This window comes from Microvenator marinus, assembly GCF_007993755.1.
Classification (GTDB): domain Bacteria; phylum Myxococcota_A; class Bradymonadia; order Bradymonadales; family Bradymonadaceae; genus Allomicrovenator; species Allomicrovenator marinus.
In genome coordinates, this window is the sequence record NZ_CP042467.1 from 5,092,174 (window position 1) to 5,109,440 (window position 17,267).

Consider the following 17,267-nt stretch of genomic DNA (forward strand, 5'->3'; position numbering starts at 1 on the left):
CGCGGTTTATTCCAGTTTTTCAGCGGCCATGATGAGATCGTTGACGTATCGAGCAAGCTGCTTTCCGACGTAAGTCAGCACGTTGAGCTCGGTGCTATCGAAGTGATTGTCTTCCGAATTGAGGAGTTCAATTGCCCCAAAGACCCGGCCCTCGTGTTGAATCGGTGCGCAGCAGAGGCTCTTCGTTGGGTAGCCAAGAGCTTCCGATACTTGCCGATAGAAGCGCGGATCGTTGGGTGCGTCGCTGATGGCGAGAGAGACGCCCTCACGGGTGCAGAAGCCAGCGATGCCCTTGCCCATCGGGACGCGGAAGCTCATGACGTCGGCCGCTTTGGGGCCACGTGCTGTGGCGAAGTAGAGTTCTTTGCCATTAACGTCGGCGAACATAATGCTTCCGGCTTCGGCGCCGACCTTATCGAGGGCGAGGTCCATGATGAAGTTTACGACTTCTTCCATGGTCATATCGCCGTCGTGAATTCGGTTGGTCTCAAGGAAGACCTCTTCGAGGATATTATCGCTGACTCGGTCGGTGCGAGGCTGAAGCTTAACCGCAGGTCGTTCACCGGTCGGGGAGCGTCTCTCTTCGAGGACTTTGGCTTGGGGCTGTTCACGCTGAAGCGCTTGCATCGTACTCGAGCCAATCCGCATGCGAGCTTCGGCGGCGGCGTCGTGCGTTTCCGAGATTTCTGCACCCAATTGAGGCTGGGGCTCCTCCACAACGACCTTAGGCTCTTCGACGACGACTTTAGGCTCTTCGACGACAACCTTGGGTTCCGGCGTCTGGGCGAGCGGGCTTTCGACCGGTTCAGTCTTGCGTTCGCCCGAGCCGTCACGAGCGATCTGATGGCTCAAATCGGTCGGGACGCGGTCGAATGTCTGTGCAGGCTGCGCCGGCGTGACAGGCGCCTTCGGTGCATTGCTTATATCGATGCGTTGGGTGGCAGCTTGCTCCGGTTCCTCTTGCGGGGGTGCGTCTGGATCAACTTCCTTGAGCACAAAAACACGCCGGGTTGAGGCATCGGTCACGTGAATAGAGTTATCCTGCTTGATATCGCACATGACGTTGCGAATCAGATCTTCGGCTTCACCTGTTTTTGCCAATCCGGTCTTGAGCGCGCTCATCCAGTTATCAGCTTCGACAGTGAGGGTGACGTCGTATCCATCGGCGTCGATCGAAGGGATAAAAACTTCATAAATCATGTGATAATCCTCGCAATATGAGTGCTGGTAGCAGGAGCATCGCACACTCAACACCCACGCGCAATTTCAAGCTGAGTTGGACCCAGACCTTACGGGGAATTTGGTTGCTGAACGCCGCAGGCGCCAGAGCGGCAACCACGGCTACCGTCGAGCTTGACACCGTCGAGGCGATAGCCTGTTTTTACGAGGGTTTGGGCGTCTACCCATGTGAGATTTTCAAGGATTTCGTCACATTTGACACAGACGGTCTGGACGTCTGGAGCCCACACACCGAGGGAGTCGGGGCCACAATTGGGGCAATCACCGGTTGGGAACGAGGCTTCTTCATGCATATTTAGCGCTCACTGCGTGCAATTTCTCTTAGGGCCAGCGACAACATGTCTTCAACTCGTCGAGTGAACTCGGGGTCATCGACAAGCAACTCCTTAATGGAAGCCGCCTTTTCTTCAGGAATATTCCCGAATTTTTGGGTGATGACATGGTCGACGACCCGTTCTCGCACGGCTCGTTCATCCCCGATTTTTCCGTGAATGGCGTCGAGCGCGATGTGTTGGATCTCGAGGCTGGTGGCGGACGTAGCTTTAGGGGCATCCGCAGAGGGAGGACCGTGAAATCTTCCCCCTTTTGCGGAGTTTACCTGCGCTTGCTCTTCTGAGTAGACATCTTGGAGTCTCTCGAGCATGGAAGCAGGTTGAGATTGTATCTTCATAGCTGTCACGACCACTACTCCGATCGGGATCACGCGTCAACGAATGCTTCGTGCAAAAGTCCCATCACTTCAGTGTGAAGGTGTGCATCTTGGCGGCTTTGAGCTTGCTCGAGTTGTCTCAGACCTTGGGGTTTGGCTCCACTCAGAAGGAGAGCTTCGGCGAGGTAGATCTGCGGCAGGGCGTTTTCAGGGTGGCGCTTTGCAGCGACCCTCAAGACCTTGATAGCTTCTTTGAAGTCGCCCTTGGCGGTCAGAATCGCGCCCTTGAGAGTGTCCGGAAGGAAATGCTCCGGCGCGGATTCCTTGGCCAGTTCACATGCTTGAAGTGCGTCTTCCCAGGCCTCTTGGTCCAGAAAGAGGTAGGCACATTTCAATTGATGTTGTGCGAGTGTCTCAGCTTGCATTTGGTTCGTATCATTCATGTTCTATCACACGTGCATGTTGTTGATTGCTGCCTTTGCTGTGTCGTGACGGGCCTTCATGAGGTTTGACATCGTTGAGAAACGACGGTTGTCCTCTTGAATTGCCGTTTGCAGTTCGAGGTATTGCAGATTGAACATCTGGCTTTCTCTCTGCATGGCCCACATCTTGTCCATTTGGTCATTGGCCCCGACGTCTCCTCCGCCAAGTGCTGCTCGGAGGCCATTCGTCGCAGCGGACACGAGCCCACCGCCTGGAATAACGCTCGCGGCTGTTCCGACGGCTGCCAGCGCGCCATCTGCCACGCTCTTCATGGTCTTTGAGAACGTCCCATCTGACGAGGACTTGTTCTTGGTATGCTCTAGGTTGCCGACGCCGGCGCCTCGAATTCGACTGATATCATTGGACACGGTTTCCTCCTTCTCGGTGAAAAAACTTCTCTCTTATATTTTCGGACGGTTTGGCCAAGTGTTGCAGAAAAAGTGCGTTTTTTTGAAAAATTCTTGGGTGCTTGCACCCGCTAGCCCGCACGGCGTATAGTCAAGATGCGAGTGATAGAAAATTAGACTTTCGCGCACAGGATGAAGCATGAGCCATAAAAACCACTTGAAGATCCACGCAGCCCACCTCGATTTGGATTTGCGCGGCGAGGCCGAGTACGTGGAACGAGCTTATGCGGCGATTCGCCCGGTCCTGATGGAGCGCTATCGCGAGTCGCTTTTAGCTCCCGGTGCCATTCGTGAGACGTCGGAGCTAGAGAGCATTCCGCGTCCCGCACAGGCGGTGAAACGGGCTGAGCCCGAGCCGAAAATCGTCAATGTCGTGATGTGTGGTGAGGTCTATAACAAGGTCTTTATCAGCGAGCGTGATCGCTTCGATGACGGACTCTTAGGGCGCGCGCTTTCGTTTGATGGACTGCGAAGAATTTATGTCAATCGGTCTCAAGAGTCGTCGTTTTCGAAGGACTTCAAATTCGAGAAGGTTCTCTGGCGTGAATTGACTGCGGCCGGGCGCCAAGCGGTCAAGAAGGGGTAGATGAACGCGCTTCAAATCGTCATAGGTCAACGGTGGCAAGAAGATGTGCGTTATCTCTACGACATTCGACTCGCCCGCCCGAGCGGCGCGTCTTTGAATCCAACGGAATTCCGCGATGTGATCGACCTTGTGGTCGACGGACGGAATATCACGGCACATATCGACGAAGAGTCGGTCTTTGGACTGATCTCGGAGCTGGTTCGGGCGACCGAAGAGCTCTTGGAAGACGGAGAGAAAGTCCTCGTTGAGTTTCCAACATCGCCGTATGAATTGGTGCTGGTTCCTAATTTGGATTCGGTCCTGATCAGCCTCTATTCAGTGGATCACGAGCATCGCGTGTACGCGCACAACGCGCGGGTCGGACTAAGTTATTGGGTGCAGGGCGTGACGCGTGCCGCAGAACACGTGCTGGCCGAGTTGCTATCGATCGATGATCGTTTTGCGACGAACGCATTGATCCGGGCTATGGGACGAAACGTTGCGTGGTTGAACCGTCAGAAGTTGGCCGCATTTGAAGAGCAGGCTTGGGATTCTTTCGAAATCTCGGGTGGAACCTCGACGCCGAGCGGGTTGTCTCTTCACTACGAACTCATGCTCGACTCTGACTTGCAGTCCTATCGTGGCTCGATCCCGTTTGATCTCCACGCGCTTTTGGTCAAAGGGCATATCGCTGTGGAATGGCAGGAGAAGATGAGCTTGCTTTCGTCTTCGTACCCGTTGTTGAGCGTGATGGCGATTGCCGTTCGGGTTCGCGAACTCCTGAGCCTGGTGGAAGCCGGTACGCAGCGTTTTGTGTGTGCGAGAGATTCCGAGCACCTAAATCTGGAGATTCGTGCGGAACGTCAATGGACCTTGAGTTGTGAAGGCGGGCTCGACGCGGAGGTGCGTCCGAACGAATGCCTTGAGACCTTGATTTCAGTGGTCGAAATGATTCTGAGGGATCTTCGTGAGAGTAACTCCAAACTGGCCTTGAATCAGAGGTTCAACGATTTGGTGGAAGAGGCCAGCGAGCTTCGATCGTGGTTTTCCGAGCTTTCGGCTTCTAACACCTATTTTGAGACTCCCGAGGAATTTCTGAGGGATAACGCGCAGGTTCGGCCGGAGCGGAAAACAGATGAGATGCCCACTTTCACGTGGCCATTTGAGAGCGTAAAAGCGCTCTATCCCCGTGAAAAGTGGCGCCTCGATGGAGAGACAATTCAGTTTAAGGGTATCGAGCTGGTTGGAGATAAGCTTCTGATTCCAACCTCGGAGGCGCTCGAAGCGCGCTATGTTTCGTCGGGCGCATTGGCGTGGGAGTTGTTGGAATGCGGAGATTCCGACCTCGTGAGCTACTCATTTGCTGCGGATACATTGGTGGCTGCAACCCAAGAGGGTACCCTTTGGCTGATCGAGCCGGAGGATGGCCATGTGCGTTGTGCCGTTGAGTGTGAGCCCCGCGAGGCAACGTCTCTTCTTCTGGACGCCGCGTCCTACTCAGATTGGGATCGCGTTGTCATCGCCGAGATGAATGGAGCCATCTGTGGGGTGTCAAAGACGACAGGCCGTGCGCAATGGTCCCATGACTCGAGTCACGGATATATGGTCGGTGTGGCGTTTGATGGGCCGTTGGTCACGACACTTTCGAGTCCAGGGTTCTTGCAGGCCTTTCATCCGCTGAGCGGAGATCGGCTGTGGCGAGTGCGTCTGGGAGGTGTGGCGGATCTTGGGCCCTACCTGCACGAGGGGCGGATTTATGCGCTCACGCATGACCCGCTAACCCACGGTCTTAGCGTTCATTCGGTTTACCCGTTTACCGGCCGCACGCACTGGATGTTGCGGGTCGAGGGCGCATTGGTTGGGCCTCCAGATTTCATTGGCAATATGATGATTATGCCGATTGAGAGTCATGGACGAATCCAGCTCTTCGGGGTGGATCTCGAAGCTCGAACGCCTAGTGTTTCGTGGTCGCTGGATCTCTTGACGGCGGGTCTAGACAGACCGACCCGTGTTGTAAGCGTGGAGGTTGACGGCCATCTATGCGGGGTGGTGAAGACCGACAGGGGTGAGCTGACTTGCTTTAGGCTTCAGGATGGAGAGGTGGTCTGGCGCGAGCGCGTTGAGGTCGAGTCCGGTCTGCTTTTCAGAAATATCGATATGCTCGTGGTCCGAGATAGTCTGCTGACGAAGGGGGATCGCCTTGAGATTCGTGCTCTCTCAGATGGGTCGCTCTTGCACACGATCGACGAACTCAGCGGCGCACTAGACTTCATTATGGCCGTCGATAACCTCGATATTTTGGTGGGGAGTATCGGCTCGGAAGAGAATTCAGACGAGCTGATTTGTCTGGCGTTATCGCACTTCCTCGCGCTTGTACCGGCCGACTAACGGGTGCCGTACATGCGGTCTCCAGCGTCGCCAAGTCCGGGCACGATGTAGCCGTGCTCGTTGAGTTTCTCGTCCAGCGCCGCCGTGTAGATTGGAACATCAGGATGGTGTTTAGCCAGATGTGCCACACCTTCTGGTGCTGCCAATAGGCACAAGAACTTGATCGAACGAGGGTTTGTTTGCTTGAGACGGTCTATCGCGAGAGCGGCGGAGTGGCCGGTAGCGAGCATGGGGTCGACCACGATCGCGTCACGATTATTCATGTTGTCTGGCATCTTGAAGTAGTACTCGACGGCTTCTAGCGTCTCGGGGTCGCGATAGAGTCCGATATGGCCCACACGTGCCGAGGGGATGAGCTGGAGAATGCCGTCAAGGAGTCCGTTACCAGCTCGCAGGATCGACACGAGCACGACCTTCTTCCCATCGAGCACAGGGGCTTGCATCGGGGCGAGCGGCGTTTCGATCGTCTCGAGCGTCAAAGGCATATCCCGAGTAACTTCATAGGCGAGTAGCAGTGAGATTTCGCCCAGCAAACGTCGAAAGCCTCCGGTTGACCGCGATTTATCTCGCATCATGGTGAGCTTGTGTTGGACCAGGGGGTGATTGACGACATTCAGATTGGACATGAGTGCACTCCTTTGTTTTGCCTGAGCTATCAAACGCGAAGTGCGGCGACAAGGCCGAAGAACATTAGGTTGCTAAATGATAGCCTCGGTGCGATATTCGCCGGGTTATACAAAAGGATACGGAGTTTGCATGCGAGTCATGTTGCTTGCGCTGCTCATTTTCACGAGTGGCTGCGATTTACAACGCTTGACCGTGAATCAGACCGCGGACGTGCTCTACCAGGGCTCCGTGGCCATCGATCGCGAGTCGGACCCAGAGTTTGCTGAAGATGCTATTCCTGCGTCGCTGAAGACCCTGGAGACCTTTCTGGTGTCGGCTCCCGACAACGCAAAGCTCTTGGAAATGTTGGCAAAAGGTTATTATTCCTACGCTTTTGGATTCATCGAGGCAGACTTGGAGCAGGCTCGTGTTTGGGCCGCCGAGGAAGAAGAAATTTCCATGATGAGTGCTCGCGCTGTGGGTTTCTACCTCAGGTCTCGAGACTATGGTTTTGACCTTGTCGGGTCCTCGGACTTCGAGAAGTACGCGTTGGCTGGCGATGAAGCCAAGGTCAAAGCGCTGCTCCAAGATATGGAGAAAGAACACGCAGCGGGCTTGTTTTGGGTGGGTTCAGGTTGGGCCTCAGCCATCAATCTGTCCAAGGATGATTCCGATCTCGTCGGGCGGCTGAACATCGTTGAACTGATCATGGATCGGGTTTTGGAGCTGGACGAAAACTACTTTGACGCAGGAGTACACACGTTCTTCGGTGTGCTTTACGGCAGCCGCCCGCCTATGTTCGGAGGTGATCCGGATCGTGCGAAAGTTCATTTCGAGAAGGCGATGGCGAAGTTCGGGACCACCAATCATATGATCCCGTATCTCTATGCGCGTTTTTGGGCCGTACAGGCTCAAGATGGCGAGTTCTTTAATACCCTGATGCGCCAGGTGGCTACGAATAACCCGGACGCCACACCTGATCGGCGCCTAAACAACACGCTTGCGAGGCAGCGAGCTCAGTTCTGGTTGGATCACCGAGAAGAACTGATTTTCGAGTAAGGAGCTTCAATGTTTAAACGAATGATACTCTTGTTGATGGTTTTGGGATTTTTGAGTGCCGACGCATTCGCGCAGTCGAAGAAACCCAAGTACGTGATTAAGATTGGCAGCCTTGCGCCTCAAGGGTCTACCTGGGACAAGTCGTTTGAAAAGACGAACCGCGAGATTCGTCGAGCCACAGATGGGGAGGTCGCATTTAGGATCTATCCGGGCGGCGTGATGGGTGATGAGCCCGCCATGGTTCGTAAGATGCGCACGGGACAGCTCGATGGCGCGGGCGTGACCAACGTAGGGCTGGGCGAGATCGAACCGCAGCTTTTGGTCCTTCAGCTGCCTTTGACGTTCAGAAATGAGGCGGAACTTGATTACGTGCGCGACCAGATGTCGGATACGCTGCAGAAGCTCCTCGACGACAAGGGATTCGTGCTCCTTCACTGGGGAGACGTAGGTTTTAACTACGTGTTTTCGAATGTCGAAGTCGCGACTCCTTCGGATTTTAAGAAGACCAAAATGTGGGTTTGGGACGCCGATCCAATCTCCAAGGCAGTTATGGAAGGCAGCGGGGTGAGCGGTGTCTTGATGGGAGTGACGGAAGTGTTGAGCTCCTTGCAAACCGGCATTGTGGATGCCTATTCGAACTCTCCCTACGGGGCAGTGGCTCTTCAGTGGCACACCCGCGCAAAATACGTCACGAACCTCAAGCTCGCCGTTGTTGTTGGAGGCTTGGTGGTCAGCAAAAAGTCGTTTGAAGCTCTTCCTGAGAACCACCGAAAGACCATCCTTGAGATCTCTGAGCGCAACGGTAAGGAGCTGCTCAAAGATATCCGAAAAGACAATCAGTCCGCGATGAAAACCATCGAGAAGGCTGGGATCAAAGTCGTGGCGCCTCAAAACATGAACGAGTGGATGAGTATGGCTCAGAAGACCAAGGCGACCTTGACCGGGAAGGTGTTCCCGAAGGAGCTGGTTGATGAGGTAGAGCGCCATCTAAACACGTATCGAAAGAAGTGACGTTTGTATGTTGCGATGGCTTCAACGTGTCGAAGACAGATTGGTGGTTGTGGAAGGTTGGGCGCTGAGCGCCTGCGTTATCACCATGCTACTACTCGCCGTCTACAATATCGGCTATCGGAATGTTCTAGTCCCTTTTCAGGCGCAATTTCCGGTGCCGTCCGAGTTTTCAACCGTGGTGGAGTCTACGGTCGAGCCTCTTGGACAAGAGGCTGAGGCTGACACCGATTCTGAGGGCTTTGGTGGCGGATTTGGTGGCGGGTTCGGCGAAGAACCTGAGGCTGTGGCTCCGGAAACTTCGGACGATTTTGCCGGTGGGTTTGGAGGGGGCTTCGGTGATGAACCGGCTGAACCGTCTGAACCAGCTGGAGAAGAAGAGGGAGCCGAGGGGTTCGGCGGAGGATTTGGAGGTGGATTTGAAGACACAGTCGAGGAAGAAGCCGAAGCCACAGAAGTCGAACCGGTTGCGGAAGAGGTTGTAGAACCTAGTGGTTTTGCTTTGTTTCTCGCGGACGTGGTCAAGGCAATGAGGCTCGAGTGGATCGACATTTTGCTGCGTCATCTCGTGCTCGTGTGTGGATTCTTAGGCGCGATGCTGGCCGCAAAACGCCGCAAACATATCACCATCGATGCCCTGTCCAAGGTGATGCCTGCGAAGGTCTTGCCGGTCACCGAGTCTTGCACATCTGCGCTGGCGGCCATGATTTGCATCATCCTCGCGATATCTGGATGGAACCTGGTTGAGATCGGTCTCGAATTCCCCAAAGAGCTGATGTCATGGGCGGATGAGTGGATGTTCCAACTCGTTTTCCCAATCGGGTTTTTGATGTTGGCGTTTCACTTTGGCGTCAGGGCTTTTGAAGGATTTGGCGAAGTGGTCTTGGATGAGGAGGCGGTACAATGACTATTGTAGCCGGAATCCTCCTCTTTATTGCCGCATTGCTCGGGGCGCCGCTTTTTGTAGTGCTAGCCGCGTTTGCGCTGATGATGTTCGTGCAATCAGGCACGGATATCGTGGTTTTAGCTGAGGAGCAGTACAAACTCGCCACCAACCCACACTTGATTACGATTCCACTCTTTACCTTCGCGGGCTTTCTGATGGCCCATAGTAAGGCGGGAGACCGACTCGTTCGGGCGAGCCGAGCTATCTTGGGTTGGTTGCCCGGTGGGCTTGCGATCGTGGTGATCGCGACCTGTGCATTCTTCACGACCTTCACTGGGGCTTCGGGCGTGACGATCGTTGCCCTCGGAGGCCTGCTCTTGCCGATGATGGTCCGGGAGAACTACCCCGAGAAGTTCGGCCTTGGATTGATCACGGGCTCAGGGTCGATCGGACTGCTCTTCCCGCCATCCTTGCCCATCATCCTCTACGGCATCGTCGCTATGGTGAGTATTGACGACCTCTTTCTAGCAGGCATTTTCCCCGGAATGTTGATGATGGGAGTGCTGGCGCTCTACTCAATGTTCGTGGCGCGCAAACATGAGGTGGAGCGGACTCGGTTTGAGTTCAAGGAGGCCTTACTCGCGATTCGTGAGGCGGGCTGGGAGCTCTTGGTTCCCGCCGTAGTCTTGGTAAGTATCTATGGCGGATTCGTAACCATCGGAGAGGCATCGGCCATTGCCGCGCTCTACGTCTTGATTGTGGAAGTCTTCATCAAGAAAGACATCATTCTACGTCCGGATTCTGAGGATGATCGACCCGACCTGCCGATGATCATTCGCGAGTCGATGGTGATGGTGGGGGCTATTCTTCTCATTCTGGGCGTCGCATTGGGGCTGACCAACTACCTCGTACAAGAGGAAGTTCCGATGAAAATTTTGGCCCTGATTCAGGAACACGTGCAGAGCAAATTCACCTTCTTGCTCTTGCTCACAGTGTTCCTGCTGATTGTGGGCTGTTTGATGGATATCTTTAGCGCAATCGTGGTTGTGGTACCCTTGATTACGCCAATTGCTGCATCTTACGGGATTCATCCGGTTCACTTGGGAATCATCTTCCTGGCAAACCTCGAAATCGGCTACATCACGCCACCGGTCGGCATGAACCTCTTCATCTCGTCCCTGGCGTTCGATAAACCTGTGGTGGAGCTCTACAAGCTCGCTCTGCCTTTTCTTGGGCTTCTCTTGATAGCCCTCTTGATCATCACGTATTGGGAAGGTCTCTCGCTCTTTCTGATTCAATAAGACCTCCGGCGAACACTATGCGGTACATCCTTGTTCTATTGGTTCTGATCTTTCCCGCGGTCGGCCTCTCGCAAGTTCCAGATGGGTTCAGTGCAAATTACCGGAACCTAACGGCGCTCAGACTAAACCCGCTTGGGCTCGTGAATGCGTCGGCCGTCAATCTGCAGCATCCACTCTACAAGAGCGATGACCCGCTTTATCAAACGAACTACGCCGCTCTGACGGTGCAACCCTTGCTCTCACCGGCCTATGTGCGAATGGGAATCGGCGCTGAACTCCAGCCTTTGAGCATTCTTAGAGTCTCCGTTCTCTACGAAAAAATGTATTTCTTTGGGAACTTCGACTTCTTGCAGTCATTTCCAAACGCGAGCGGTGATTGGAGCGACTCGGGACTCGAGGCGAGCACCGAGGAAGCTTATTCTACGGGTGGGGCTCAACTGACGCTCGGCACGCTCGTTCAAATCAAAGTGGGTGATATCGCGGCTAGAACGTCGTTCAAGCTCATGAATTTTTCGATGGACGTGAATGAAGGGGACACCACTTGGTACGACCCAATGCTGGATGCCCTCGTTTCCGCTGACGGATGGGGAGTCACGAACGATTTAGACGTGGTGTATCTGACAAAGACCGGCTGGGTCCTTGGGGTGCGCGACACCATCACCACGATGTGGCTTGACGACGAAGACGATCCAAATCCAATTTCCCATCGAATTGGACCGTTGATTAGCTATCAGGTGCACTCCGATCCGGGAAAACGAGTCGACTCCGTGAGTGCGTTCTTCGTGATGAATTGGTATCTATCGCATCGGTACAGAACCGGTGAAGATGTAGGTCAGTCCATACCTTATGTGGCTGCGGGCCTGACGGTCACCGGTCAGCTTTTCTGAGGCCGGGATTGACCGAAGAGCAGGACATTGAGGAGTCGACGGAAAATGCCATTGAGGCGCCCGTCGTCAAGCTAGGTGAGGCAGGGGAGTCTGGTCCGCAAGAGAGGCTTCTACAAGGTCGCATCTCTGAGGCGATGGTGCTCTATCCACTCTATACCCTCGTGGCGATTTCGGGCGCCGCGGCCTTGCGCTTTGCTTTTAACAGCGTTGAGTGGGCTTCAGCTCCGGTAGGGCTTGCCTGGTTTTGCCTTTTCATTTGGTATTGGTTTTATGGGGTGGCGTACCGGTATAGGCGACGCATTCTTAAGTACACGAGCGTACTGGTAATCGGCCTGGTGACGCTAAGTTTGGCCTCGCTTTGTATCGACCGAGGGCGGTCACAGGTCGCCTTCGATGGCGCGTTTATCTCACCCAGAGGGCCAGAAACCAGCTTATACTGGGCAGCCGTTCTAATTCTGGTAGCTTTGATCGTATTGTTGATTCACGTCTTCTTTCTCGGCCGAGGCTATCGTAAGAAGCGTATAAAGCCCTGAGATTCGGAAAACCTAGTGACCCTTTTGATATACACGCTCGTCTTTGCCTTTGTGATCGGCGCGACAATTGGGAGCTTCCTAAACGTTGTGATCTATCGAGTTCCCGCAGGTCTCTCGATTGTGCAGCCAGCAAGCCGTTGTCCTTCCTGTGAAACGCCGATTCGATGGCATGACAATATCCCGATTTTCTCGTGGCTGATTCTCGCGGGAAAGTGCCGGGATTGTGGCGCCAAGTTCTCGCCTCGTTATGCACTCATTGAACTCTTGACGGCGGTCATCGCCGCCGTGATGTGGTGGCAATGCGCCGCACCGGTCTTCGCCGAGTTTAGCGACCCAACGGAGATCCCTTGGAAGTGGGTGGTCATCCCATTTGCGTTTCGCTTCATCTTCGCTTGTTTGTTGATCGTCATCGCGTTTGTGGACTTGGATCACTTCATCATCCCTCACGAGTTTACCGTTCCCGGCATGGTGATTGGGTTGGCCGCACCTTGGGTCTACAATTTCGTTCTCGGCCCGGAATGGTTCCTGATGCCGTGGATGTGGCCTCCAGCGACGCCGATGATTAGTTTGATCGGCTTTTTTGCCGGGGGACTCATGATTCTGCTTATTTTCTACCTCTACCTTGCGGCCCGTGGCGTGGAAGGAATGGGTGGTGGAGATGTCACCCTGATGGCAATGGTCGGAGCCTGGCTCGGTTGGCCTTCGCTGGTCTTCATTTTCTTTGCGGCGAGCCTTCAGGCCCTTGTAGGTGCAGGGGTTGCGCACCTTTTCGGATTAGACTTTCTGAAGGACGGTGCTGAGGTTTTTGCCGACGACGAGCCTTTGGGGTTTCGCGATAAGGAAGAAGAGGCAAGCGTGGACGACGCGGCAGAAGGCGAGGGCGAAGAAGACGAAAGTGCAGAAGAAGTTGATGATACGATTCCAGCCGGGAAGCTCGCCCTGCCGTTTGGCCCGTTCATCGCTCTTGCGGCACTAGAGTTCCTTATTCTGGGACCCTATCTGCCTGATGCGCTCTCGATGAGGTATTTCTATTAGAGGTGGTATGAAACACGAGTTGTCGATCTGGCCAGGAGGGCTTCGGGCCCAGATTCTGGTGGGAATCGGTGCGCTGCTCGTGGGTTCGTTTGCGCTGCTTGGAATGCTGATAGAGAGCGTGCTCGCGTCTCAGATCGAGCGTGGTGCCAGAGAGCGCGGGCTTGCCGCTGCGCGCTTGGTAGGACACGCGCCGGAGACTCCGCTGGATGAGTTGGCCCGCGATTTCCGGCTCAATTACGTGTCCTTTCGGTCGGGTGAAGCCGAGAGAGTTTGGGGAAAAATGGTGGATGATGGGGTAGGCTTCGTGGCGTTGACCCGTGAGAACTGGAGGGTCGAGATCGACCTCAATTATGAAGAGGAAACCCACGAGATCAGACGATGGCGTGGGCTTGTTTGGGGATTCCTCGCTGCCGAAGCCTGTCTCTTGCTCCTCTTTGTCTACGGGTTTTTGACCTTCCTCGTTGTGAGGCCAGTCCGGGCTATGGGCGTCGCGACCGAGCGCGCTGGTGCAGGGGATTTGGCTTCAGCTATCACCGTGCTCCCTCCGAATGAGTTCGGTAAAGTCGCGCACAGTTTTAATCAAATGTTGGAGAGACTCGAGGCCTCAAAGGTCCAGCTCGAGGAGCAAATGGACGCTTTAATCCGCAGCGAAAAGCTTGCCTCTGTAGGTCAGCTTGCGGCGGGTGTTGCACACGAAGTTGGAAATCCTTTGGCCGCAATCTCTGGTTATGTGGATGTGATCGATGACGAGATGTCTCCCGAGGACCTGGAAGATGTCCTTGCACGCATGCGTAAACAACTTCTAAGAATTCAGCACACAATCCGGGCGCTTCTCGACTTTAGCCGCGAAGACGGCGTAGAGCCGATTCTGATGGATCCGAAAGAGTGCGTCGACGAGGCTTTGGAGCTTGTTAAGACCATGTCGAGGTCTAGAAATGTGGTCTTCGAAGTTGACTTGCCGGATGCTTTGCCTCGGATTCGAATTGCTCCGGCTCACCTGGTGCAGGTCTTGCTGAACTTGCTCATGAACGCGGTCGACGCCATGGGAGAGCAGGGTGGCCGGGTCTACCTGGGTTGGATGGACGGCGTTTTGGAGATTCGCGACAGTGGTCCAGGAATTCCAGAAGACCTTCGCCATCGCATTTTCGACCCGTTTTTCACGACGAAGGAACCGGGGAAAGGGACGGGATTAGGCCTCGCAATTAGCGCAAAACTGATGGGAAGTATGGGAGGAAGTCTGATACTCGGACCATCGGACGAAGGCGCACGGTTCTTGGTAAAGCTTCCCGAGCACGCACCATGATCAAGCATTATCCAAAATTCTTGTCGGCCCTAGGAATCCTTGGGATTGCCACTGCGGTGGTCTTTCTCACGGGGGTGATTTTGAGTTTCATCCCGGGAAATCCCACTATTGCTGCGTTTTTTGTGGGTAGGAGTGACTTAGAGCGCTCGTTCGCCTTTCTTTTGGTGGCGATACCCTATGTGTTTTTGATCGCTCATTTGTATTTGAGGACTCACGCTGGCCAATTCTTCCTGCGGCGAGGGGAGGTCGGCTTGGCGAAGGAGTATTGCGAGGCTCGCCTTCGAGTGACGCCCGGCCGCGGTAAGCTCGAAGTTGCGTACCATCGGCTCTATCTCGGGCAGGCAGCAATTCGCGAGGGTGCATATACGCAGGCCCTCAGCGTTTTGCGCGAAGTCAAACCTCCATACCGTCTACTCTCGGAGTATCTTCGTTGGGAAATGGAGGCATTGCTTCGATTGGAGAATCTGAAAGATGCGAAAGAACTCTGTATCCATTTAGAAAGGTTCAAGAATGCAGCATTCTATGCTGCAGCAGCCGAACTCTCATTCAGGCAGGGTGAAACCGAAAAGGCAGCCGAGCGTCTCAAAGATGCACGTTGGATTGACGATAAAGATCCACGTGTAGCGGCCACCGCTATTCTACTAAACGACGTGAAGGATGATGAGACTTTGGAGCGCGCGTTGATTTGGGCGGACCAAGTGCCGGGTGCCGCGCTGGAGCTATATCTCGCAGCGGGGCGTGACGCCGGGGAACACGTGAAGGATAGTGCTGATTCGCGTTCAAAATATGTTCTGAGTAAAACTGAGGTGCAAGATGGATAAGCATTCGGACCAGGCAATTCTAGAAATCTTAGGGTCGGTTAAGTCTCTGGCTATCGTTGGAGCGCGTGCAGATGGGCCGGCGTTCTACGTTCCGGAGTACCTGCAAAAACAGGGATATGCGCCGATTCCGGTTACGCCAAAGGGCGGTGAGATTTGGGGCGCTGAAGCTGTGACCTCTCTAGAGAGCCTTGAGAAAGCACCGGATGCGGTCGTTCTCTTTCGCAGGTCCGAAGCCATTCCCGGGCACGTACCTGAGATTCTCGCACTAGACCCGCTTCCCAAACTGGTTTGGATGCAGAAAGGGATCGAAAACGCGCAAGCCGCCGAGGAACTTGAAGCCCAAGGGATTTTTGTGGTTCAAGACCGGTGTATGATGGTCGAGCACAAACGACTAAGTTAGGGGCAACGGTAGATTTTTTCGTCGTCACGTTGTAGTGTGCCTTCATTCGGAGGAGCAGTGATACAGCGTCGACTTGTCCTATTAGGGTTGGGGAGCTTTCTTGTAGTTGTGGGCATCTGCCTGGCGGTAGCCACGTGGATGCTTCGCGAGTGGCCACAGCCAATGATTCCGGTGTTTGTTGTCGGGGTCGCACTCCTCATCGTCTACCTGATTCAAGGCACAATCTGGCTTTTGATTTCGCGAAAGGAGCTTGAGTCTGGCGTAGGAGCCGGCGGCGAAAGCGCGGAGGAGAGAGCGATTAAGCGACTTGTGGGACTGGTTCTGCAGGTGGCCATCGGGCTCTTCGCGTTGGCGATTTTCGCGTTTTGGATCATCGACGATGTGCGGGTGAAAGTTCTCGACGTCTTCAAAGAGCGTGGGGCCTTCTACATGATTCAGGCGATGAACGACCCGAGCCCAAAGGTCGTGACGCTCGCTTGTAAAAATCTCTTGGCCATCAGTGCGTTTAAGTACGAGCCGTTTGTTGTGGATGGCCTTACTCGCTCTCCCAAGGCCGCGGCGGAGTGTCTTTCGTGGGCAAACGAAAAGGGCATGAGCGGTGGGCGGAGTATTGCCACGCAACTCCTGAGACAGTGGGAGGAGGAAGCCTACGTCAGTGCTGATTCCAACAAGGTGTGCCCATTAGTAGATGCCTACGCCGAAGTAGCGAGTGGCACAGAGATTAACGACCCTCGCTCGTTCTTGCTCGAGTGCTCGCTATCTTCACGAGAAGATAAAGTGAGAGAGTGTTGTGCATCCAACCTGGAGTCTAGGGACATTAAGTTAGCGGCCGCCGATGTGTCTCCGAGCTTTCCGCTTGCGTATAGCGAGTTGGTCGCTGCCTCTTTTAGAGAGGGTGAAGCCGATGAAACCATGAAGTCTATTAGCTCAACCCTGAGTTTAACTTCGAATGAAAACCGAAAATGGGTGCTGGAGCTCGGATGCGACCTGATGGCGATGGACTCGCAGCGAGACGTGATTCGAGGGCTTAGCCCTCTGGTCAGTGGCAAGACTTGCGGTCTTCCTGAAGACGCGAGGGTTCTACTCGTCCAAGAAGCGGCGTGGCCTCAGATATGTGACGAGATTCTGGAGTTCTCCGCGAAGGCCGACGTCGAGGAATCCCTGTGCAAATCGTTCAATCGTGTGCTCAAGGTTGCTGCGATTAAGAATGCGCGCTCGGAGGTGGAGAACGCCCTGTCGAAATATCGTTCGCTACAGCGCGCCCGCGAGGTCGATGATGGCGGTCGAGGCGTTGCGATGTCGCGACGTGCTTCAGCCATGGCGAATCGAAAACGACACGAGATCACAACGTACATCCCGGCTGGTGCAAACCAAGATAAAACCCACTGCACGCGTAGCAGGCTAAAGGCTCATTCGATCACGGGCCCAATTCAAATCGAGACCTACGAGACGACGCTATGCAACCTGGGCTGGGAAGAAGGGCTTACCGCTGAAGACATCAAGTTTCGGGCGCTCTCTGCGGCCTTGAAATCCGTCGATGTGCAGAAGACCGGCGGTGGAAACATGATCAGAAAGGCTAAGGATGTCGGCGCCACAGAAGGGGAGTTGGATAAGGCGCGGCAGGAAATGAAAAAGGCCGCGAACGAGTGACCCTGATGTGCGCAAATTTGGCGCAGGGATATTGTATCGCCGCGAGA

Annotated in this window: 19 protein-coding genes; 13 read left to right on the plus strand and 6 right to left on the minus strand. The window is 54.6% G+C overall.

The window, feature by feature from the left end:
• Positions 1 to 6: 6 nt before the first annotated feature.
• The 5 genes from FRD01_RS20925 to FRD01_RS20945 form a co-directional block, all read right to left on the minus strand.
• Entirely contained in the window at positions 7 to 1,200 is a 1,194-nt protein-coding gene (locus tag FRD01_RS20925; RefSeq protein ID WP_146962888.1) for a GAF domain-containing protein, read from the minus strand.
• Positions 1,201 to 1,289: 89 nt separating this feature from the next.
• Positions 1,290 to 1,532, minus strand: a complete 243-nt coding sequence (locus tag FRD01_RS20930) for a hypothetical protein (protein WP_146962889.1) — start codon at positions 1,530 to 1,532, stop codon at positions 1,290 to 1,292.
• Between the two features lie 2 nt (positions 1,533 to 1,534).
• Positions 1,535 to 1,909, minus strand: a complete 375-nt coding sequence (locus tag FRD01_RS20935) for a hypothetical protein (RefSeq protein ID WP_146962890.1) — start codon at positions 1,907 to 1,909, stop codon at positions 1,535 to 1,537.
• 29 nt (positions 1,910 to 1,938) lie between these two features.
• Complete coding sequence (locus FRD01_RS20940) at positions 1,939 to 2,331, minus strand: tetratricopeptide repeat protein (protein WP_146962891.1); 393 nt, start codon at positions 2,329 to 2,331, stop codon at positions 1,939 to 1,941.
• Positions 2,332 to 2,337: 6 nt separating this feature from the next.
• The gene (locus FRD01_RS20945) at positions 2,338 to 2,739 is read right to left on the minus strand and encodes a hypothetical protein (protein WP_146962892.1); all 402 of its coding nucleotides are present in this window, start codon (positions 2,737 to 2,739) and stop codon (positions 2,338 to 2,340) included.
• Positions 2,740 to 2,917: 178 nt separating this feature from the next.
• Between FRD01_RS20945 and FRD01_RS20950 the strand changes: the two genes are divergently transcribed.
• Together FRD01_RS20950 and FRD01_RS20955 are read left to right on the plus strand one after the other, a co-directional pair.
• Entirely contained in the window at positions 2,918 to 3,364 is a 447-nt protein-coding gene (locus tag FRD01_RS20950; protein WP_146962893.1) for a hypothetical protein, read from the plus strand.
• Positions 3,365 to 5,731, plus strand: coding sequence for an outer membrane protein assembly factor BamB family protein (locus FRD01_RS20955; RefSeq protein WP_146962894.1), 2,367 nt, complete (start codon positions 3,365 to 3,367; stop codon positions 5,729 to 5,731).
• Here the strand turns inward: FRD01_RS20955 and upp are convergent.
• On the minus strand, positions 5,728 to 6,357 hold the full coding sequence (gene upp, locus FRD01_RS20960; RefSeq protein ID WP_146962895.1) for a uracil phosphoribosyltransferase: 630 nt from the start codon (positions 6,355 to 6,357) through the stop codon (positions 5,728 to 5,730). The genes FRD01_RS20955 and upp overlap by 4 nt on opposite strands.
• A 130-nt stretch (positions 6,358 to 6,487) precedes the next feature.
• Here upp and FRD01_RS20965 point away from each other — a divergent pair, with 130 nt between their 5' ends.
• From FRD01_RS20965 to FRD01_RS21015, 11 genes are read left to right on the plus strand one after another with little or no spacing between them, the layout of a single operon-like run.
• The gene (locus FRD01_RS20965) at positions 6,488 to 7,396 is read left to right on the plus strand and encodes a TRAP transporter TatT component family protein (protein WP_249755796.1); all 909 of its coding nucleotides are present in this window, start codon (positions 6,488 to 6,490) and stop codon (positions 7,394 to 7,396) included.
• Between the two features lie 9 nt (positions 7,397 to 7,405).
• Positions 7,406 to 8,407: a TRAP transporter substrate-binding protein gene (locus FRD01_RS20970; RefSeq protein ID WP_146962897.1), complete on the plus strand. Its 1,002-nt coding sequence runs from the start codon at positions 7,406 to 7,408 to the stop codon at positions 8,405 to 8,407.
• 7 nt (positions 8,408 to 8,414) lie between these two features.
• A complete protein-coding gene (locus tag FRD01_RS20975; RefSeq protein ID WP_146962898.1) occupies positions 8,415 to 9,311 on the plus strand; it encodes a TRAP transporter small permease in 897 nt (298 codons plus the stop codon).
• Complete coding sequence (locus FRD01_RS20980; RefSeq protein ID WP_146962899.1) at positions 9,308 to 10,591, plus strand: TRAP transporter large permease; 1,284 nt, start codon at positions 9,308 to 9,310, stop codon at positions 10,589 to 10,591. The genes FRD01_RS20975 and FRD01_RS20980 overlap by 4 nt, the downstream gene beginning before the upstream one ends.
• A gap of 17 nt (positions 10,592 to 10,608) precedes the next feature.
• Entirely contained in the window at positions 10,609 to 11,478 is an 870-nt protein-coding gene (locus FRD01_RS20985; RefSeq protein WP_146962900.1) for a hypothetical protein, read from the plus strand.
• An 8-nt stretch (positions 11,479 to 11,486) separates the two neighbouring features.
• Positions 11,487 to 12,011, plus strand: a complete 525-nt coding sequence (locus FRD01_RS20990) for a hypothetical protein (RefSeq protein ID WP_146962901.1) — start codon at positions 11,487 to 11,489, stop codon at positions 12,009 to 12,011.
• A 15-nt stretch (positions 12,012 to 12,026) separates the two neighbouring features.
• Positions 12,027 to 13,046 (plus strand): prepilin peptidase, encoded by a 1,020-nt coding sequence (locus tag FRD01_RS20995; RefSeq protein WP_146962902.1) that lies wholly within the window; start codon positions 12,027 to 12,029, stop codon positions 13,044 to 13,046.
• A gap of 7 nt (positions 13,047 to 13,053) precedes the next feature.
• A complete protein-coding gene (locus FRD01_RS21000) occupies positions 13,054 to 14,349 on the plus strand; it encodes a sensor histidine kinase (protein ID WP_146962903.1) in 1,296 nt (431 codons plus the stop codon).
• Complete coding sequence (locus FRD01_RS21005; RefSeq protein WP_146962904.1) at positions 14,346 to 15,170, plus strand: tetratricopeptide repeat protein; 825 nt, start codon at positions 14,346 to 14,348, stop codon at positions 15,168 to 15,170. Before FRD01_RS21000 ends, FRD01_RS21005 begins: the two co-directional genes overlap by 4 nt.
• On the plus strand, positions 15,163 to 15,570 hold the full coding sequence (locus FRD01_RS21010) for a CoA-binding protein (RefSeq protein ID WP_146962905.1): 408 nt from the start codon (positions 15,163 to 15,165) through the stop codon (positions 15,568 to 15,570). Before FRD01_RS21005 ends, FRD01_RS21010 begins: the two co-directional genes overlap by 8 nt.
• Before the next feature lie 57 nt (positions 15,571 to 15,627).
• Positions 15,628 to 17,220: a DNA translocase FtsK 4TM domain-containing protein gene (locus FRD01_RS21015; RefSeq protein ID WP_146962906.1), complete on the plus strand. Its 1,593-nt coding sequence runs from the start codon at positions 15,628 to 15,630 to the stop codon at positions 17,218 to 17,220.
• The last annotated feature ends 47 nt before the right edge of the window (positions 17,221 to 17,267 follow it).